At 36.9% G+C, this 17,796-nt stretch carries 13 protein-coding genes and 2 pseudogenes; 11 read left to right on the top strand and 4 right to left on the bottom strand.

Annotation, left to right across the window (positions count from 1 at the left end):
* Positions 1-570: hypothetical protein (locus tag WNY98_RS19465; RefSeq protein ID WP_342878709.1), on the top strand; the 570-nt coding region annotated here is incomplete at its 5' end.
* Positions 571-701: 131 nt separating this feature from the next.
* Positions 702-1,151 carry a hypothetical protein gene (locus tag WNY98_RS19460; protein WP_342878708.1) on the top strand — a complete coding sequence of 150 codons (450 nt, stop codon included), beginning with the start codon at positions 702-704 and terminating at the stop codon, positions 1,149-1,151.
* A 28-nt stretch (positions 1,152-1,179) separates the two neighbouring features.
* Here the strand turns inward: WNY98_RS19460 and WNY98_RS19455 are convergent.
* Positions 1,180-1,614: pseudogene (locus WNY98_RS19455) on the bottom strand (IS110 family transposase); the annotation flags it as partial.
* 119 nt (positions 1,615-1,733) lie between these two features.
* Here WNY98_RS19455 and WNY98_RS19450 point away from each other — a divergent pair.
* The 4 genes and pseudogenes from WNY98_RS19450 to WNY98_RS19435 all read left to right on the top strand — a co-directional run bounded on the left by WNY98_RS19450 (position 1,734) and on the right by WNY98_RS19435 (position 4,746).
* A pseudogene (locus WNY98_RS19450) lies at positions 1,734-2,793 on the top strand (transposase).
* 369 nt (positions 2,794-3,162) lie between these two features.
* Entirely contained in the window at positions 3,163-3,678 is a 516-nt protein-coding gene (locus tag WNY98_RS19445; RefSeq protein ID WP_039487800.1) for a hypothetical protein, read from the top strand.
* A gap of 163 nt (positions 3,679-3,841) precedes the next feature.
* Positions 3,842-4,222, top strand: coding sequence for a hypothetical protein (locus WNY98_RS19440; protein WP_197184318.1), 381 nt, complete (start codon positions 3,842-3,844; stop codon positions 4,220-4,222).
* Between the two features lie 101 nt (positions 4,223-4,323).
* Complete coding sequence (locus WNY98_RS19435) at positions 4,324-4,746, top strand: retropepsin-like aspartic protease (RefSeq protein WP_342878707.1); 423 nt, start codon at positions 4,324-4,326, stop codon at positions 4,744-4,746.
* A 108-nt stretch (positions 4,747-4,854) separates the two neighbouring features.
* Here the strand turns inward: WNY98_RS19435 and WNY98_RS19430 are convergent, their stop codons facing one another.
* Positions 4,855-5,883, bottom strand: a complete 1,029-nt coding sequence (locus WNY98_RS19430; RefSeq protein ID WP_342878706.1) for a methionine synthase — start codon at positions 5,881-5,883, stop codon at positions 4,855-4,857.
* A 78-nt stretch (positions 5,884-5,961) separates the two neighbouring features.
* Positions 5,962-6,939, bottom strand: coding sequence for a DUF1852 domain-containing protein (locus WNY98_RS19425; RefSeq protein ID WP_342878705.1), 978 nt, complete (start codon positions 6,937-6,939; stop codon positions 5,962-5,964).
* A gap of 558 nt (positions 6,940-7,497) precedes the next feature.
* On the opposite strand from WNY98_RS19425, the gene WNY98_RS19420 reads away from it, so the two are divergent.
* The 5 genes from WNY98_RS19420 to WNY98_RS19400 all read left to right on the top strand — a co-directional run bounded on the left by WNY98_RS19420 (position 7,498) and on the right by WNY98_RS19400 (position 17,207).
* Positions 7,498-9,285 (top strand): aminopeptidase P family protein, encoded by a 1,788-nt coding sequence (locus tag WNY98_RS19420; protein WP_342878704.1) that lies wholly within the window; start codon positions 7,498-7,500, stop codon positions 9,283-9,285.
* Positions 9,286-9,723: 438 nt separating this feature from the next.
* Entirely contained in the window at positions 9,724-11,901 is a 2,178-nt protein-coding gene (locus WNY98_RS19415; RefSeq protein WP_342878703.1) for a TonB-dependent receptor, read from the top strand.
* Positions 11,902-12,058: 157 nt separating this feature from the next.
* The gene (locus WNY98_RS19410) at positions 12,059-14,119 is read left to right on the top strand and encodes a hydantoinase/oxoprolinase family protein (protein ID WP_342878702.1); all 2,061 of its coding nucleotides are present in this window, start codon (positions 12,059-12,061) and stop codon (positions 14,117-14,119) included.
* Between the two features lie 39 nt (positions 14,120-14,158).
* The gene (locus WNY98_RS19405) at positions 14,159-15,835 is read left to right on the top strand and encodes a hydantoinase B/oxoprolinase family protein (protein WP_342878701.1); all 1,677 of its coding nucleotides are present in this window, start codon (positions 14,159-14,161) and stop codon (positions 15,833-15,835) included.
* Positions 15,836-16,040: 205 nt separating this feature from the next.
* Complete coding sequence (locus WNY98_RS19400) at positions 16,041-17,207, top strand: MFS transporter (protein ID WP_342878700.1); 1,167 nt, start codon at positions 16,041-16,043, stop codon at positions 17,205-17,207.
* On the opposite strand, the gene WNY98_RS19395 is transcribed toward WNY98_RS19400, so the two are convergent.
* A complete protein-coding gene (locus tag WNY98_RS19395; protein ID WP_342878699.1) occupies positions 17,204-17,731 on the bottom strand; it encodes a peptidylprolyl isomerase in 528 nt (175 codons plus the stop codon). The two genes, WNY98_RS19400 and WNY98_RS19395, sit on opposite strands and share 4 nt — an antisense overlap.
* Between the last annotated feature and the right edge of the window lie 65 nt (positions 17,732-17,796).

Here is a 17,796-nt window from a genome sequence, read left to right as displayed (position 1 = left end):
TTTCACCCAAATTTGTATGCTTATCAGCATAACATTTCTTTCTTAATGGGTGGCCAAATTAACTATGCCACTACAACATATAAGAATGATCTAACTCGACAATCAAATAGCGAGTTAGAAGAATTAAAAACCACACTGAAAATTTCTGAAATAAAATCGAATGTTCAGATAAGCCATCTTCATGAAAAACAGGCAGAAAGTATATTTACTATTCATAAGTATATGTGGGAGCTATTTTCGTCTTTAGAGGATTACACTACGGTGTTTCAGGCTCGTACACTTGCAGAGAAAGAAGGAAAACGATTAAGTGTGGCTAATGACCTAGAGCAATTGAGAATTTACCATCAATTGAATTCACTATATCTTTCTGAAAAGTTAAGTGAAAACATTACAAGTATTATTAAAAACATGCAAAAAACTGCATTTGAGTTTATGAATGAAGTTGAAAGGGAAAGTGGTAAAGATATGCTTGATAAATGGGATAGTATACACAAAGAAGTTAACACCCAAATTAAGTCAACAATTAATGGGTTAGCTAATGAGTTTAGGTCTGTACTAGGCGTAAGCTAACAAGCTAACAAGCTAACAAGCTAACAAGCTAATAAATAAGGACTAAAAACAGTTCGCTGTTTTCGTTCCTCAACATTTTAGCAAACTATTTTTAGCCCATTATTAGGGCGTTATGTATCTAAGGTGTAATATTGAAGTACGGTGCTTGTGTTTTACTTTTAATGCTTTCTATTGGCTTAGGTGTCTTGAAGTTAAATCAAGATGAAGTATCCGGAACTGAGCTAATTCAAAAAACTGGATTTATTGAGTCCATAAATTGTAATTCGGGAAGTAAAGACGGCGCTCCAACAGTTACGGTAAAAAGCAATGAAAGTATTTATTCCTACAAAGTATTAGAAGAATTTTCTCTAAGAACCGATTGTGATGATAAAAAGAAAGACCTAATAGGTCTTCCTGTAATAGTTTCTGTTTTTACTAACGAAAAAGACTTTGCACTGGCTTATGAGTTTACCCTTGATGGAACTCAAATTTATTCATTAGATGATGTTGTATCTTCGGACAAAGAAACAGCTTACACACTATTTTTAGTTGCTTTGGCTATGCTAGGTTTATTATTCTTTCGTCGGCGAAAAGATACATAACAACACGCCCTGAGGTGGACAGCAAGCGCTAAAGCTCACTTTCCACCGCAAATTTTAACAGCGGTGATCCCTTACTTTTCAATGCAGTTAAGTAAGTTGATTCATCGTAGGGCGTATGTGTTTTCCAGCACCTAAATAGGATTCGTATCCACTTAAATGCCAATGATCTGATGATGGTATTATGGGGTTTTCCTTTGCCTTCTTGCTGCCGATAATATGCTTTAGCCCAAAATGAATAACGTACAGATAATCCTGCCCATTCCACAAATGTTTGCCTTAAAAATTTAGTGCATGAGTACCGCCAGTGTATCCATTCCTTTTTGCCACTGCGTTCGGTAACAGGGGCAATGCCTGCGTATTTTTGTATGTCAGCGGCGCACTTATAGCGGTCACGATTTGACCCCATAGCGGCTAATAGTCGAGGTGCTAATTGTGGGCCTGCACCTGGTAAACTATCAAAAATAGCGCGATCTGCATGTTGCTTATAAAAAACAGAATAACAGTGACACCCATCCTAAATTTTGCTCTTTTTAAAATTAAGGACTACGTTTTATCTAGTCTAAAAAACAAGCAGGGTGTCTTATGGCTATTGCAAGAAAGCGTCAAGTTAGTTTGGTTGATACAAAATACTATCACTGTATTTCACGGTGTGTTCGTCGTGCATTTTTATGTGGCGAAGACCGTTTTACAGGTCAATCTTACGAGCATCGACGAGGCTGGGTTGAAGATAAGCTGCTTGAATTAGCAAAAATATTTTGTATTGATGTATGTGCTTATGCCGTCATGAGTAATCATACCCATTTAGTACTATATGTAGATGATAAGAAAGCAAACAGGCTGAATGATAAAGCGATTGTTATTCGCTGGCATAAACTGTGTAAAGGCACATTGTTAACGCAGAAATATGTACAAGGTGAAAAGTTAAGTAAAGTTGAGCTCATCTTTTTCAATCAAACGGTTAAACAATACCGCGAACGCCTAGCAAGTATTAGCTGGTTTATGCGGTTGTTAAATGAAGACATTGCGCGCAGAGCAAATAAAGAAGATAACTGCACAGGACGATTTTATTCGCAGCCATCCATGGCGCTCACCCTTCGGGCCGCCTAAGGCGTTCAAAGTTGTTCCATACAACTTTGTGGGAAGGGCCTTTCCTTAAAATAAAAAGTAATCGCAAGCATTACTAGATGAAGCAGCACTTGTAGCCTGTATGGCCTATGTTGATTTAAATCCCATTAGAGCTAAAATGGCTAACACACCAGAAGAGTCAGACCATACCAGTGTACAAAATCGCTTAACATGCGCGGCAGAAGGTAAACAACCTAAGCAGTTACTACGTTTTGCAGGCATGCCACGTCAGATTATGCCTAAAGGGCTGCCGTTTGAGCTTAAATCGTACCTTGAACTTGTTGAGCTAACAGGGCGAATAATACGAGAGGATAAGCGCGGGCATATTGATAATATGAACCTTCCTTTACTAGAAAGGCTTAATATATCCCCAGATAACTGGCTAAAACTCACTACGCAATTTACGCGCCTATTTCACGGCGCAGTAGGCAGGCCGACCTCACAAGCAAGTTACTGTGAAAACTTAAAGCGAAAGCGGCGAGCGAATATCAGTAACTGTGAAAAGCTATTAGCATAAATTAAAAACCATTCAGTAAAAGTTAAAACTGCCATTACGGAGCTATTTTCATGCGTGTAATTTGGGTTCAAGAATGTAGTGACTTATTTAATAGATGAAATGAAAGTGACCCAGTAAAAAAGATAAATTTTGAATCTGAAGGGCTAATTTTGTGGCACAGTTTTGTTTGTTCAATTAAAGTGGCTGCCTAGTTTGGTCATAATTCAGGTTTAAGCATGCTAATGACTTATTTAATGGATGAAATAAAAGTTATCCAGTAATAAAAGATAAATTTTGAATCTGAAGAGCTAATTTTGTGGCACAGTTTTGTTTGTTCAATTAAAGTGTCTGTCTGGTTTGGTCGGTATTAATCGATCCCTTGGAGGGGTAATGGAAGCAATAACAATTACGAGTGTTTTTAGTGCGGTAGTCGGTGCATTAACAGGTAGTCTTGGGGCTGCACTCCTGGGAGCGGGTATTGGTGCAGGGCTTTCTGCAACTTTAATAGTTATCCATGAAACTAATCGTGAAAGAAAAAATAGAGCTCTTGATCTGATACAAGAATACAGTTCTCCGGATTACATTCAGATTCGTAATGATGCAAGTAAAGCACTTAAAAAGTCGATGCTAGAAATTGAAAGCCCATCTTGGGATAGTCTTTACCGAAAACTATCTACGGAAGAGTGGCAAAAAATATCTAAAATTGAACATTTCTATAAAAAGTTAAATTTTATGGTAGATATTAAAGAGGCTGATTCTAGATATTTAGCAAAATATTTTGAAGTTGAATTTTGGCATTGGCAAGCAAGGTATTTTAGTCGGATTAATATTGAATCTGGTGAGCCTGAAATGGTATTTCAAGCTCTTGCGGATGCTTTCGAAAACCCTAATAATAAAAAGACTTAGGGAAATAATAAAATCGTATCCCCATTCTTAAATAAACTAGACAACCATTCTAAATTTTATGAAAACACTAATAGATTGAAGCAAAATAGGAACTCAGCTATGGTTTGTTTATTAATAAAAACAAATAAAAACGAGTTAATCAGCTGGCTCGTTAGGTAATTCAATGAATACTGCCATCGATGAAGTCACAAATAATTACCAAGACTGGAGCTTAGACAAATTATCGTATGTTGATGGGTTACTAACACTGAACCTTAAAACTTATATAAAAGACGATGATCCCGTAAGGTTTATGGTTGTGTTTACAAATACCGTTTTATTCGAAACTTATGATGAAAGTAGCCATTTTCATGACTATCATCAAAACCGTGATTCGGGCGTCATTGGCGTATATTCTGATTCAAGCTTATTGGAGTATGCTCAAACTAAAACGAATACTTTCAGTTTAAACAACAATAAGCTGTTTCATTATTCTGTAATGACTACAAATGAAATTATTCATGTTTTAACAAATATTGAGCCTCAGGTGATAAACGTTACCTAACAACACGCCTTGAGATGGGCGACTAGTAAAATTTGGCTATTAATTGTGGGAAGCTGAAAATAGTAAGTAAGATTTTAAAAGCTTTATAACAAGGAACGTATATGAATTTATCTGAAGGCAAAACTGTAATTGAGTTTGAAATATCAGAAACAGGCCACCAAATTGTTGAAGCTAAAATTAACGGTAAATTGTTACGTTTTATTTTAGATACTGGCGCTGGAACGTCAGTTTTAGACAGGGGATGCCTAAGTGAGCTTAGCATTGAAGAGACACTCAATGTTGAGAATGCAGCAGGCTTGGGCACTTCGGATCACGCTATGGGTGATATAGAAGTTCATTCAATAGAGTTTGGAAATGCCTTGTTTGAAAGTCCTGACTTTGTGTCACTTAATCTTGACCATGTTCAGGTAGCGGGTGGTGAAAAGGGAGTACATGGTTTGTTAGGCTCTCCCTTTTTTACTCAATACCAAGCAGTTATCGATTTTTCAAAAAATAGGTTAGAGCTTTTTAATAAAAAAAATTAAATATCTAACCTAAATTTTGTTAGTAGATTTTAACTAACGCACCATGTTTATAGATTTTACTATGGCATGGTGCGACAGCTGTTATTGTTTACAATTTGTATTTTATAGCTACTTTTCTAATTCTTTTCTTATAATTTCTGCCCCTGCGCTCAAGGCATTTAATTTGCCGTTAGCTATATGGTGAGGTAGCGGAGCCATGCCGCAGTTTGTACATGGGTAAAGTTTGTCGGCATCTACAAATTGCAGTGCTTTACGCAGCGTATTAGCTACTTCTTCTGGCGTTTCGATAGTATGATTTGCTACATCAATAGCGCCTACCATTACTTTTTTACCGCGAATGAGTTCTAGTAAATCCATTGGTACATGTGAGTTATGGCACTCTAATGAGATAATATCGATATTAGATTGCTGAAGCTTAGGGAATGCTTCTTCGTACTGGCGCCATTCGCTTCCTAGTGTTTTTTTCCAATCTGTATTGGCTTTAATGCCGTAGCCATAGCAAATATGCACGGCGGTTTCGCATTTGAGCCCTTCAATTGCGCGCTCTAAACAGGCAATTCCCCAGTCGTTTACTTCATCAAAAAATACATTAAACGCGGGCTCGTCAAATTGAATAATATCAACGCCTGCGGCTTCTAACTCTTTTGCTTCTTGATTGAGAATTATGGCAAATTCCCACGCTAGTTTTTCGCGGCTTTTATAATGGTCATCGTAAAGCGTGTCAATCATTGTCATTGGGCCTGGCAATGCCCATTTTATTGGTTGCTTGGTTTGCTTGCGTAAAAACTTGGCGTCTTCAACAAACACTGACTTTTGGCGGCTAACAGGGCCCACAACGGTAGGTACACTTGCGTCGTATCGGTCACGAATTTTTACTGTTTTGCGCTTTTCAAAATCAACGCCATTTAGGTGCTCTATAAATGTAGTTACAAAATGCTGCCTTGTTTGCTCGCCATCGCTAACAATATCAATGCCTGCTTGTTGCTGGTCGAATAATGACAAGCGTAGGGCGTCGTGTTTGCCTTGAGTTAATTCATCACCTTGTAATTTCCAAGGTGACCAAAGTGTTTCTGGCTCTGCAAGCCATAAAGGCTTAGGTAAACTGCCAGCGGTAGATGTAGGTAGTAAGATTTTCATAATAAATAATGCCGTATATTTTAGTTAATTATTAAACGTAGCGTTAAGCGCGTTATTACTGGTTGTTACCATTAGTTGTTATGACAGATAGCGAGTAGAGAATTGCTCAAGAACCGTTTGGTACGGCTTGATAAAATGCTCTTGTGCAAACTTGCCTTGCTCATTCGCTAACTTGCCGCGCTCTTCTCGGTCATACACAATTTGCGTTAGTGAGTGATCCAAGTTTTTTAAGTTTGGTTTGTATGATTTACCCGCTGTTGCGTTGGCATTATAAATCTCTGGTCTGTAGATTTTTTGAAACGTTTCCATCGTACTAATGGTGCTTATAAGCTCAAGATTGCTGTAATCATTAAGTAAATCACCAAAGAAAAACAATGCTAAAGGCGCGGCGCTATTTTGTGGCATAAAATAACGTACCTGTAAGCCCATTTTTTTGAAATATTGCTCAGTTAAAGACGATTCATTTGGCTCGTACTCAACGCCAAGTACCGGGTGTTGGTTTTCGGTGCGGTTGTAGGTTTTGTTATCTGACACACTTAGGCATATAACCGGTGGTTTTTTAAAGTTTTGTTTGTATGTATCCGAATTTACGAATGACTGAAATAGTTTGCCATGTAATACCCCAAAGTCATCAGGAATACTAAATTGAGGTTTTCCTTTATTGTGCTCTTGTAGGAGTACGCTAAAGTCGTAGTCACGCACATACGATGAAAAGTTGTTTCCTACAATGCCTTCAATGCGCTTATTAGTTTTATGATCAACAATATTTGTTTTTAATATTTCTATTGATGGGAAGCTTTCGCCGCCGTCTTCAATACCTATCTCAACAGAGACAATTTCAAGCTCAACAGCATAACGCTCACCTTTGGTGTTATCCCAGTGGGCTAGGGCATTAAAACGGTTGTTAATCATGTTTAAGGCGTTACGCAAGTTTGCTTTGCGGTATTCACCTCTGGCTAAATTAGCAAAGTTGGTTGTGATACGCGTATTAGTTGATGGATGATAATTTTCGTCGAGTGAAACGCTCTTAATATTAAATGTAAAATCTTTTTTCATCGTGTTTATATCCAATTTTATAATTTAAACCTGATTGATGCTCTGCGCTTTATTAGCCTTGCAACTTACTTAGCTGGTTTTGTTATTCAGCGGCTTTAAGTTGTTAGTAATAGTGTTTAGCGCTAAGGGATGAGTAATTTATACGTGGATTGGCATATGAAGAAAAACGGTTTAATTTCACATAAAACATGAGTCATATTCATTAATCACTATTGTTAGATTCGATTACGTAGCAATTGGCGAGAAAAAGGCATAAATCGGTAAAAATAAAGGATAGATGTTTAGCCGTTTAGACTTCCTTTGTTTTGGTGTGCACTTTATTCATGTTGAACATGAGGAATATTCAAAGGGGTTTTTTATAGCTATAACAGTACATTAGCGGTGCTATTGAGCTTAATTACTGAAGTTTATGGCTTATGATCAGCTTTATTCTATAAGTTGAATGAACTATTTTAAAAATTGAACAACAAAACTTTCTACGGAAAGTGCATGGTAATAAAAACTTATCAATTCTCAAGTTGTTATAAAGTTTAGGATTTACTTTAATACGAGATTGAAATGAAGAGTCAATATAACTATCGAATACAAGCAGTTAGAAATGAAATGGCGAAACTGGATTTGGATGCATTTGTGGTTCCTCATGAAGATGAATATCTTTTAGAAGAAGTTTCTGATTGTAATAATCGTTTAAAATGGATCAGTGGTTTCACAGGTACCGCAGGAGTTGCTGTCGTTTTAAAAGATGATGTCATTTTTTTTGTTGATGGTAGATACAGCGTTCAAGTGACTAAGCAAGTTGACGGGGAGCTATTTTCATTTGAAAGTATGGCTGTATTTGAGAGCAACAGTTGGATTGATTCGTTACTACCTCCCTCAGCAAAAATTGGAATCGACCCTTCTTTGCATTCATTTGACTGGTTTTCGAAATTTATAAGTAAAGTTGCTATAGAAGGTAGAAAATCGCTTCCACTTAAAAATAATTTAATAGATTTATGCTGGACAAATAGACCGACTAAAATAAGCACCAACGTAAAATTAATAGATGAAAAGTACTGTGGTAAATCAAGCATTACTAAGTGCAAAGAAGTTGCAGACATTTTAAGTAAGGTGGGTGTAGATAGGTTAATCATTACCAATCTTGAGTCAACGTGTTGGTTACTCAATTTACGAGGAAGTGATATCCCTTGTTTACCCGTTTTTTATTCAACATCAATTATTGATCAAAATGCAGAGGTTATTTGTTTTTTAGATTTAACTACACTGGATGAAAAACTTAAATCTTCTTTTAAGCATAATGTAAGTTTTAAATGTATTACGCAGTTAGATGAATACTTATTATCTATTTCAAATTGTGTAACTCAAATTGACCCAAAAGTCATTAATGCGCACATGGCGAGATTACTACAAAAGCCAGATGTAAACGTTATTCAAAGCAGCGATCCTATAGGATTACTAAAAGCACAAAAAAATCCGATTGAGATCACAGGAATGAAAGCATGTCACATTCGCGATGGTGCAGCACTTATTAACTTTTTATCGTGGTTAGATTTGCAAGTACGCGAACAGACTTTTTACGACGAAGCCCAACTTGCCGATAAGCTTGAAACATTTAGAACTGTAGATGAGTTATACCAAGAACCTAGCTTTGATACTGTGTCAGCTGTTGGGAGTAATGGGGCTATGTGTCATTATAATCATAAAGATACGATCGCTAAACTAATGACAAATAATACTATTTATCTTGTTGATTCGGGCGCGCATTATCTTGATGGAACTACAGATGTTACACGTACAGTGGCTATAGGTAAGGCGACTAAAGAGCAAATAAAAATGGCTACTTTAGTCTTAAAAGGTCATATTTCGTTGGCGACTATCCGATTTCCTTTTGGAACAACAGGACAGCAATTAGACGCTTTTGCGCGGCAACACTTATGGCAAAAAGGGTATGATTACGAACATGGCACAGGACATGGTGTAGGGCATTACCTTAATGTACATGAAGGGCCGCAACGCATTGCAAAGGCAAATTCTAACGTTGCACTTTTACCTGGGATGGTTGTATCTATTGAGCCAGGTTACTATCGTCAGGATGAGTTTGGTATACGCCACGAAAACTTATATGTTGTAAAAGAAAGCCTTAATATCAGCGGGTCAGATATAAATATGCTGTGTTTTGAAGTGTTAACTCATGTTCCTTTTGACAGAAGGTTAATAGATAAAGCAGAACTTACAAAATGTGAAATAGAGTGGTTAAATACATACCACGAAATGGTATATCGACTTATATCTCCGCTTATAGACACACGTAGTAACGCCTGGTTATTAAAAGAGACGACAGCCTTGTGATTACATAAGCTCATAATATATAAATGCCTATTATTATAAATTTGATAATAGGCATTAAGCTACTCTTAACCTCCCTAAACATTCATAGAAACGGCTTTATCTACATTTCATAACATAGCCTCTGCCAGGCAACACAACCATCTATTCAACCTTAAAAGATAAATCGCCTGAGATCCCATTACTTTTAGCATGACAATTTAATGTATGGCGAAAAGCGGCTCATAAAACACGTCATTATTTAACTAAATAAAATGAGCTTAAATATTTTTTTGCTATAAGTTCTGTTTTAGATTGTGAATACAAAATAAATTGCGTTTTATTGCATTTTTAGAATCAAAGATTTTCCGACCGATGCGTACTATTAAAAGTGATAAAAATATTAAACATTTATAAAAAACATAACAACTTTGTAAATCAACAGGTCTAAAGGGGAGTAATATGATACTAAGTAATCGTTTTTGTCCTAAAAAAATAGCGTTATCAGTCATTATAGCAATTTCAGGAAGTACACCGTTATACGCAAATGAGTTGAATACCGAAGGCGGTAATGAAGTAAAAAAAATTGAAAAGATTGTTGTTACATCCAGAGGGCGTACCGAGACATTACAACAAATTCCAGATTCGGTCACTGTATTCACTGGTGACGACATTAAAGCCGCTCGTATCTCTAGTATAAAAGATTTTTCTTCATTAACACCAAATTTAAATGTATCAACAAATTTTAGATCAGGACTAAATTTTGTCACTGTTAGAGGATTAATTACTCCTCAGGTAGGTGAAGCACCTATTGCTTATGTTGTAGATGGTATAACTGTGCCAAATCTAGAGTTTATTAACCAAGGCTTACACGATATTGAACGTATTGAAGTTCTTAGAGGTCCGCAAGGTGCTTTGTACGGAAAAAATGCGATTGGTGGGGCAATTAATATTGTTACAAAGCAAGCGACAGATGAATTTGAAGGAAGTGTACAGGCATCAATTGCACAAGGGGATGATAAAAAGCTAAACGTTGCGCTCAGTGGTCCAATTGTTCAAGACAAAGCTTATTTTAGGTTATCTGCTAATTATCAAGACACTGAAGGTCTGATTGATAACACTTTTTTAAATGAAAAAGTAGATTATGTTGATGATGCATTTGGCTTTCAAGGTATGCTTGAATTTTACTTAAGTGAATATACTAAGTTAACTTTTCATGGTAACTACGCTGAAAAAACGCAGGGTAGTAACTATATGTCATTTATTACCAGTGATCAGTTAGAGGATTTTTCAGTACATCCTGAGGCAAATGCTGTAGGGCGTGATGAATCAACATTATGGTCAGTTTCGGTAAAACTTGATCATGAAACTGATTATGGCGATTTAACATTTATAGCGTCTGCTAATGATTCAGACATTATGTTTTTTTCTGATGGGGATTTTACTCCTCAGGCTCCAAGCGAAGATAATTTTTTCTTCCCTAATACACAAATTAATCCAATAGAAGAAGACTCTAATAGCTTTGAGACTCGATTCACTTCGCCAAGTGATAACGCTCTGCGTTGGTCGATTGGTGCCTATTATGAATCAAAAGATAGAAACGTATCTTACGACCAAGTATTAGACCTTACTCCAACGCAAAGGGTTACCTATCAAGATGTAAAAGCCGATATTGCGAATGATCCTAGTTTAGTGATTACCGGTGAAAAAACCGTACAAGAAAGTAATGCTTATGCTTTGTTTGGGCAAGCAAATTACGATGTAGTGGAAGATGTTGAGCTGACGGTTGCTCTGCGCTACGACTCAGAAGAGCGTGATGCATTTGATGAACGAGACCCATCAGCGTCTAAAGTAAATGCGACATTTAGTGAATTACAACCTAAAGCCTCTATTGCTTGGCAAATTAATGATGATCATTTGTTATTTGGTACTTATTCAAAAGGTTTTAGATCGGGCGGCTTTAATGAGTATGCCCCAACTGTAATACGTAAATACGATCAAGAAGTATCCGACACCGTAGAGCTAGGTTTAAAAACAACGTGGCTTGATGGGAAAGTGTGGCTGAATATGTCTTTGTTTCATATTGATCAACAGGATGCACAGTTTACGCGCTTAAACCCGACAACGTTCACTTTAGAAAACTTAAATATTGATGAAGTAGCGATAGATGGTTTTGAATTAGAGATGTCAGCCACTTTAACTGATTATTTAACGCTAAATTTTGGACTTGGTTTAATTGATAATGAAATTACTAAAAATCGAGGCGTTGATATTCTATCGGGCAGAGATTTGGCCGCAACAGAGGGCGGTACCATGCCTTATGTTTCGGACTTTAATTTAAATGGCTCTGTTGATTATTCGCAACAAGCGTTTGCTGATTATGAATTTAAAGCACGCCTTTCGTTCAATACTTTAGGTCCACGTTCGTTTGATATCTTTAATGAAGACACAGGTGAAACGGATACACATACATTTTTAAATGCTAATTTTACTTTAGAAAATGAGCAATGGTCTACCTCAATATTTGTTTCTAATTTAACAGACGAAGCATCCCCAGAAAGCGTTTTTTTATTCAATCCACTAATAAGAATGCGTAATCAACCTAGGCAAGTTGGTGTACAAGTTCGGTATAACTTCTAAAAATAAGATGGCTATTAATGTAAGTTAATAGCCTCGTTCATGATGAATTTAGTCTTTAGCAATAATTTTTATTTATAAGTTTAGTTTGGCAAAAATGCGGCTAAGCAAATCAAGTTAATAGTTACCGCATGTAAGGTAACTACGTAAGGTGTAATTTATGACAGTTAGAGTCGCTACAGATGTTGGTGGTACATTCACAGACCTTGTTTATATTGATAAAGGTAATGTTAAAGCTGTAAAAAGTGATACTACGCCACCAAATTTTGAACAAGGCGTTGTAAATGCAGCTGTAAAAGCTGATATAAAATTATCTGATGTTAATTTTTTTGCTCATGGCTCTACGGTAGTAATTAATGCGATTACTGAACGTAAAGGTGTAAAAACGGGCTTAATCACAACAAAGGGTTTTCGTGATGTGCTAGAAATTGCACGCGGGAATACACCCGATATTTTTAATAATACCTATAAAAAACCGAATCCGTTTGTTGAGCGTCATTTGAGACTGGAAATTCAAGAACGTCTTGATTATAAAGGCAATGTAATTACGCCTGTTGACTTGAGTAACTTACAATCTTTGGTCGATTATTTTAAATCTCAAGATGTACAAGCAATCGGTATTTGTTTTTTACATGCTTATTTAAATCCAGAGCATGAGATTAAAACGACAGTGGCTTTAAAATTACTATGGCCTGAGGTTAATGTTATTGCATCTCATGAAATTTCGGCTGAGTGGCGCGAATATGAAAGAACAAGTACCACCGTTTTATCAGCTTATGTATTACCACCTGCTCAACAGTATTTAGATAAATTAAAGAGTAAGTTACGCACTAATGGTTTGAAAAATGATCCTTTTATTATGCAATCCAATGGTGGTATTGCTACTTTACAATCGGCGCGAGATAACCCGATTACGTTAGTTGAGTCAGGTCCTGTAGGGGGGATTTTAGGTGCTGCCGCGTATGGTGCTGTAATAGGCGACAGTAATATAATGGCGTTAGATATTGGTGGAACAACAGCTAAGTGTTCGCTAATTCATAATGGTAAAACACGTATAACAACTGAATATGTTTTAGAAAAAACAGCTAAAAAAGCAGGTTACCCAATAAAAACACCGGTAATAGATATCGTTGAAATTGGTAATGGTGGCGGGAGTATTGCGTGGATTGATGCTGCTAATAGCTTACATGTAGGCCCTCAAAGTGCGGGCTCTACTCCAGGACCTGTTGCCTATGGACGCGGTGGTAATGCGCCAACAACAACAGACGCCAACTTAATTACAGGTCGTATTAACAGCGAGAATTTTGCTGGCGGTGAAATACACCCCGATTTGAGTGCTGTAGAAAAATCTTTTCTTACTTTAGCCAATAAGCTTAATGTTGAAGCAATGGATGTAGCACATGGCGTTTTAGATATTGCCAATTCTAATATGGTAAATGCCCTAAAGCTAATCTCAGTTAATCGTGGTTATGATCCACGTGACTTTTCTTTAATGGCTTTTGGTGGTGGAGGTGCTTTGCATGCAACTGCTTTAGGTCGGGAACTGAATGCTCGTAAAGTTATTATTCCTCCATTTGCAGGTGTGTTTTCTGCATGGGGAATGCTGATGATTGATTTACGCAGAGACTATATTCAAACTCACCGGTTTTGCTTAAGTGATCAAAGTAAAGCTGAGGTTCTTAGTGCGTTTGATGGTGTTATTTCAAAAGCGAATTTAGATTATAAAAATGATGGAATGGCGCAAGATAAAGTTAAGCATGAACTATATGTTGATGCACGTTATAGCGGACAAGAACACACCGTCAAAATTCATTTACCAGAAAATACTGAGCTTGGTGAACACGATTTTATCGAAGTGTTATCAGAGAAGTTTCATCAAACACATGAGCAAGAATATACGTTTAGATTAAATGATTCAAAAATTGAAGTTGTAAATATACATTTAGTTGCTTTTGGGATTTTAGATAAAGCAGAGCTTGAGAAGCTACAGAAAAGTAAAACAACGAGTGCTGATAGTGCCTTAATTGGTACTCGATGGGTTGATTTCGATAATAGCACAAGGCTAACCACGTCTATTTTTGACCGTGAGAAGTTAATGCCTGGTATGAAGTTTAAAGGCCCTGCAATCATTGAAGAAAGCACAACAACAACGGTTGTGTTACCAGATAATCGAGTTGAAGTGGATGACTTTGGCGGATTGCATATTTATTTACGAGATTAAGTTGTCGTTTATATAAATTAACTAAATTGGTACAAAATTATGAATAAAAAAATTGATATCTTTACAATCGAAATCATAAAAAATGCATTGGTCGCCATTGGCGAAGAAATGTTTTTAGCGTTAAAGCGCAGTAGCAAAAGTCCGATTATTTACGAGTCACTTGATTACGGTATTGGTGTTACCGATGCAACAGGGCGCCTTATTTCTCAAGGCAATGGTATTCCTGGATTTATAGGCACCTTAGATGCGGGTGTAAAAAATATTATTGCTAAGTTTGATAGCGCTAATATTTATCCTGAAGATGTATTTATATTAAATGATCCGTATGCAGGTGGTGGTACTCACTTATCTGATGTATGTATGATCCGTCCAATATTTTTCGAAAATGAACTAGTTGCTTGGACAGCTAATAAAGCACACTGGACAGAAATTGGTGGTAAAGATCCGGGAAGTTACAGTGCTGATGCAACAGAAATATACCAAGAAGGGCTTCAATTTCCTGGTATTAAGGTATTTGAAAAAGGGATACCTAACCAAGCTTTACTTGATTTAATAGAAGTTAATGTACGCTTGCCTGAAATGACTTTAGGTGATTTACAAGCATGTGCAGCGTCATTAAAAGTTGGGGAGCAACGCTTTTTATCGGTTATGGGTAAGTATAGTAAATACGTTACTTTAACCGCCATTGATAAGTTACTAGAACATGGTGATTTAATGGTGCTAGAGAAGTTTAAAACGTTACCAAAAGGTACTTTTGAAGCACAAGATGTTATTGATGAAGACGGTATGGGCAATGGTCCATTTTTGGTCAAGGTAAAAGTAACCATTACCGATGAGTCATTTATCCTCGACTTTACCGGTTCATCTGATCAAGCACCAGGGCCAATAAATTGTACGATGGGCGTGTTAATTTCAGCAGCAAGAGAAGTTTTTATGGGGATTGTTCAGCCCGATGCTCCTGCCACCGACGGCTGCTTTAGACGATTAGAAGTTATTTGCCCTGAAGGTACTTTATTAACAGCTAAGCGTCCTGCCCCCGTGTCTTCATACTTTGAAGCTATGGTGTGCGCTTCAGATGTTATTCGTAAAGCGTTGGCTGATGTACTTCCGGGTGTTGTTACTGCGGGGCAATTTGGCTCTGTATGCACTATGAACTTATCAGGAAAAATGCCAGACACTGGCGAAGCTTACTTATTGGTTGAACCATTAGTTGGTGGCTGGGGGGCGGCGGTAGGTAAAGACGGTGAATCAGGGCAATTTTGTGTTGGTAATGGCGAAACTAGCAATATACCCATTGAAATAACAGAAGCACGTTATGGTGTATTAGTAGAGCAATATACATTTAATAGTGAGAGCGCGGGTGCGGGTGAATTTAGAGGTGGTAATGGTGTTGTACTCGATTATCGAATTTTATCTGATGGGACCGACATTTCTAGCTTTTTTGGTCGCGGTATAACGGCTCCTTGGGGAATTGACGAAGGTAAAGAGGGCTCATGTAACTATGTGCAAGTTTTTGATAGTGAAGGAAATGAAAAAGCACGCTTTAGCAGAACAAGCCGATATCCTTTAAATAAAGGTGATCTAATTAGGTTAGTTACAGGCAATGGTGGTGGCTGGGGAAATCCTGCAAAACGCTCTAAAGAAAAAGTTATTGCTGATATTAAAAACGGTTACATTACACAGGAGCAAGCCCAAGTTCTTTATCAACATGGTTGAAACTAGATCATATTTGAAATTTAATTAGCAGTGCAGGAAGGGTTATAGATAAACGCATTCTTTATAGATATTGTTTTTACCTATTACGTAGCTCCTGCAGGTGCTAAACAATAATGCCTAGTTATTGAGAAGTTTATTGTTAAATAAACCCATACTTAAACGGATTGGCATAATTGAAATGACGAATGCCACCGGAGAGATAAAAATGAATAATAAAAACTCATCAGAAAAACATTCAGATTTACGCTTGGGATTAAGTGGATTAGCAACCGCGCCCATTGGTTATCTTGTTTTGCTCTTCTTACCTGTCTATCTAGAAGTTGTCGGTATTAATTTATCGTTGACGGAACAGCAAATTGGCTGGCTAGCTTCTACTGATTCTGTTGGATTGGCATTTGCGACGTTTATTTTTTCTGTATTTATTAAAAAAGTAAATTTTAGACATGTTTTAGTTATAGGCGTAATTGTTACAGTATTAGGGAATTTGCTGTCGGCTTTGGTTGGTGATTTTATTTTATTGTTCATAATTCGCAGCTTAACGGGTTTAGGTGAGGGCATGATAGTTGCTGTTGGTATAAGTGCTATCGGTATGACTAAAAATCCTAATCGTTGGTTTGGGTTTTATACTGCTGCCATTGTTATGGTGCAGGCAGTTGGTTTGGTACTAGTTCCTATTATATATGAGCAGTTTTCGTTGCTTGGTGTTTTTGTGGCCATGGCATTCTTTTATGCACTGCCATTGTCGGTTGTTAAACTATTACCAAGCAAAAGCGATGACTATAAGTTATTAATAGACACTGAGGATCTTGTACTTAAACAGCCAAGTAAATCACTTAATTTAGGGTTGCTAAGTTTATTGTTTTTTTATATTAGTATTGGTGGTATGTGGACTTATATGTCGCTAATAGGCACCAGTGGTGGTTTAACTTTATCATTTGTTTCTCAAGCGTTAGCAACCGCAATGATAGCAGGTTTACTCGGTGCGCTATTCTTTGCTTACATAGGGCACCATGGTAAAAATATAGGGTTGTTATTCATTTCGTTATTACTCATGGCTTTACCGTTATGGGGTTTAGGGGATGGTTTAACAGGCACTCGTTACTTGATTGCGTTATGTGTATTTAGTTTTTTTTGGAGTATTGCTGGTGCACGTCTATTTGCTGTTATTTCTGATGTTGATCGCTCAGGAAAGTACATCAGTTCAGCTCAAACTGTCGTGGGCTTTGGTTATATCATTGGACCTATTTGTGCCTCCACCCTTGTAACGGGTAGCGGCTATACTGGGGTGATAACAATGGGAACAATTTTGCTTGGTGTATGTTTTGTCTCAATACTGCCGTTGGCTCGAATTAAAGTAAATACAGTAACTTAATATCGTTTTATGGATACGATAGATATTTGGTTATTTAAGTACTCTTGTTTTTCTGCTTTTTGATAAATTTTCTCAAGTATATTTCTACCTTGCGTTATATGTCCAAAAGCAGCAAAACCTAAACCATCGTCATATCGTTTACCTCTATAATTAAGTTCTGGCTGATCGTTAATACAAATAAAAAAACTACCATCGGCTGTTCCCGGTTCAAATCTTGCCATAGATATGGTCCCATCTAGGTGCTCTATACCGGTTTCTTTTGTTGATTCATGAACAATGCCGGCAAGTAACTTAGGGTGTTCAGGAGGCAGACCGGCTTGAATTACGTTGATTTTTGCATTTGCATCTTCAGCTTGTTCTGCATTTTCATCTGTTACGATTCTAAAAATACTACTACCATCGAATAGGTTATTATCAACATACTCAAGGAAGTTTTTAACGGTAATTGGGGCTTTATCTAAAAATAACTCAAGTATGATATTACCCAGCGAGGTTTCTATTAAAATTTGGGGAGTTTTATTCATAATTCCTACTAACATTAATTTTTTAGAAAGATTAATGTTTTATTATGATGTATGTCTGCCGAATA

It is taken from the genome of Pseudoalteromonas sp. AS71, assembly GCF_038900275.1.
In the GTDB taxonomy this organism is placed as follows: domain Bacteria; phylum Pseudomonadota; class Gammaproteobacteria; order Enterobacterales; family Alteromonadaceae; genus Pseudoalteromonas.
Note: the sequence above shows the minus strand (reverse complement) of the source record. Positions and strands in the feature narration are given on the sequence as shown.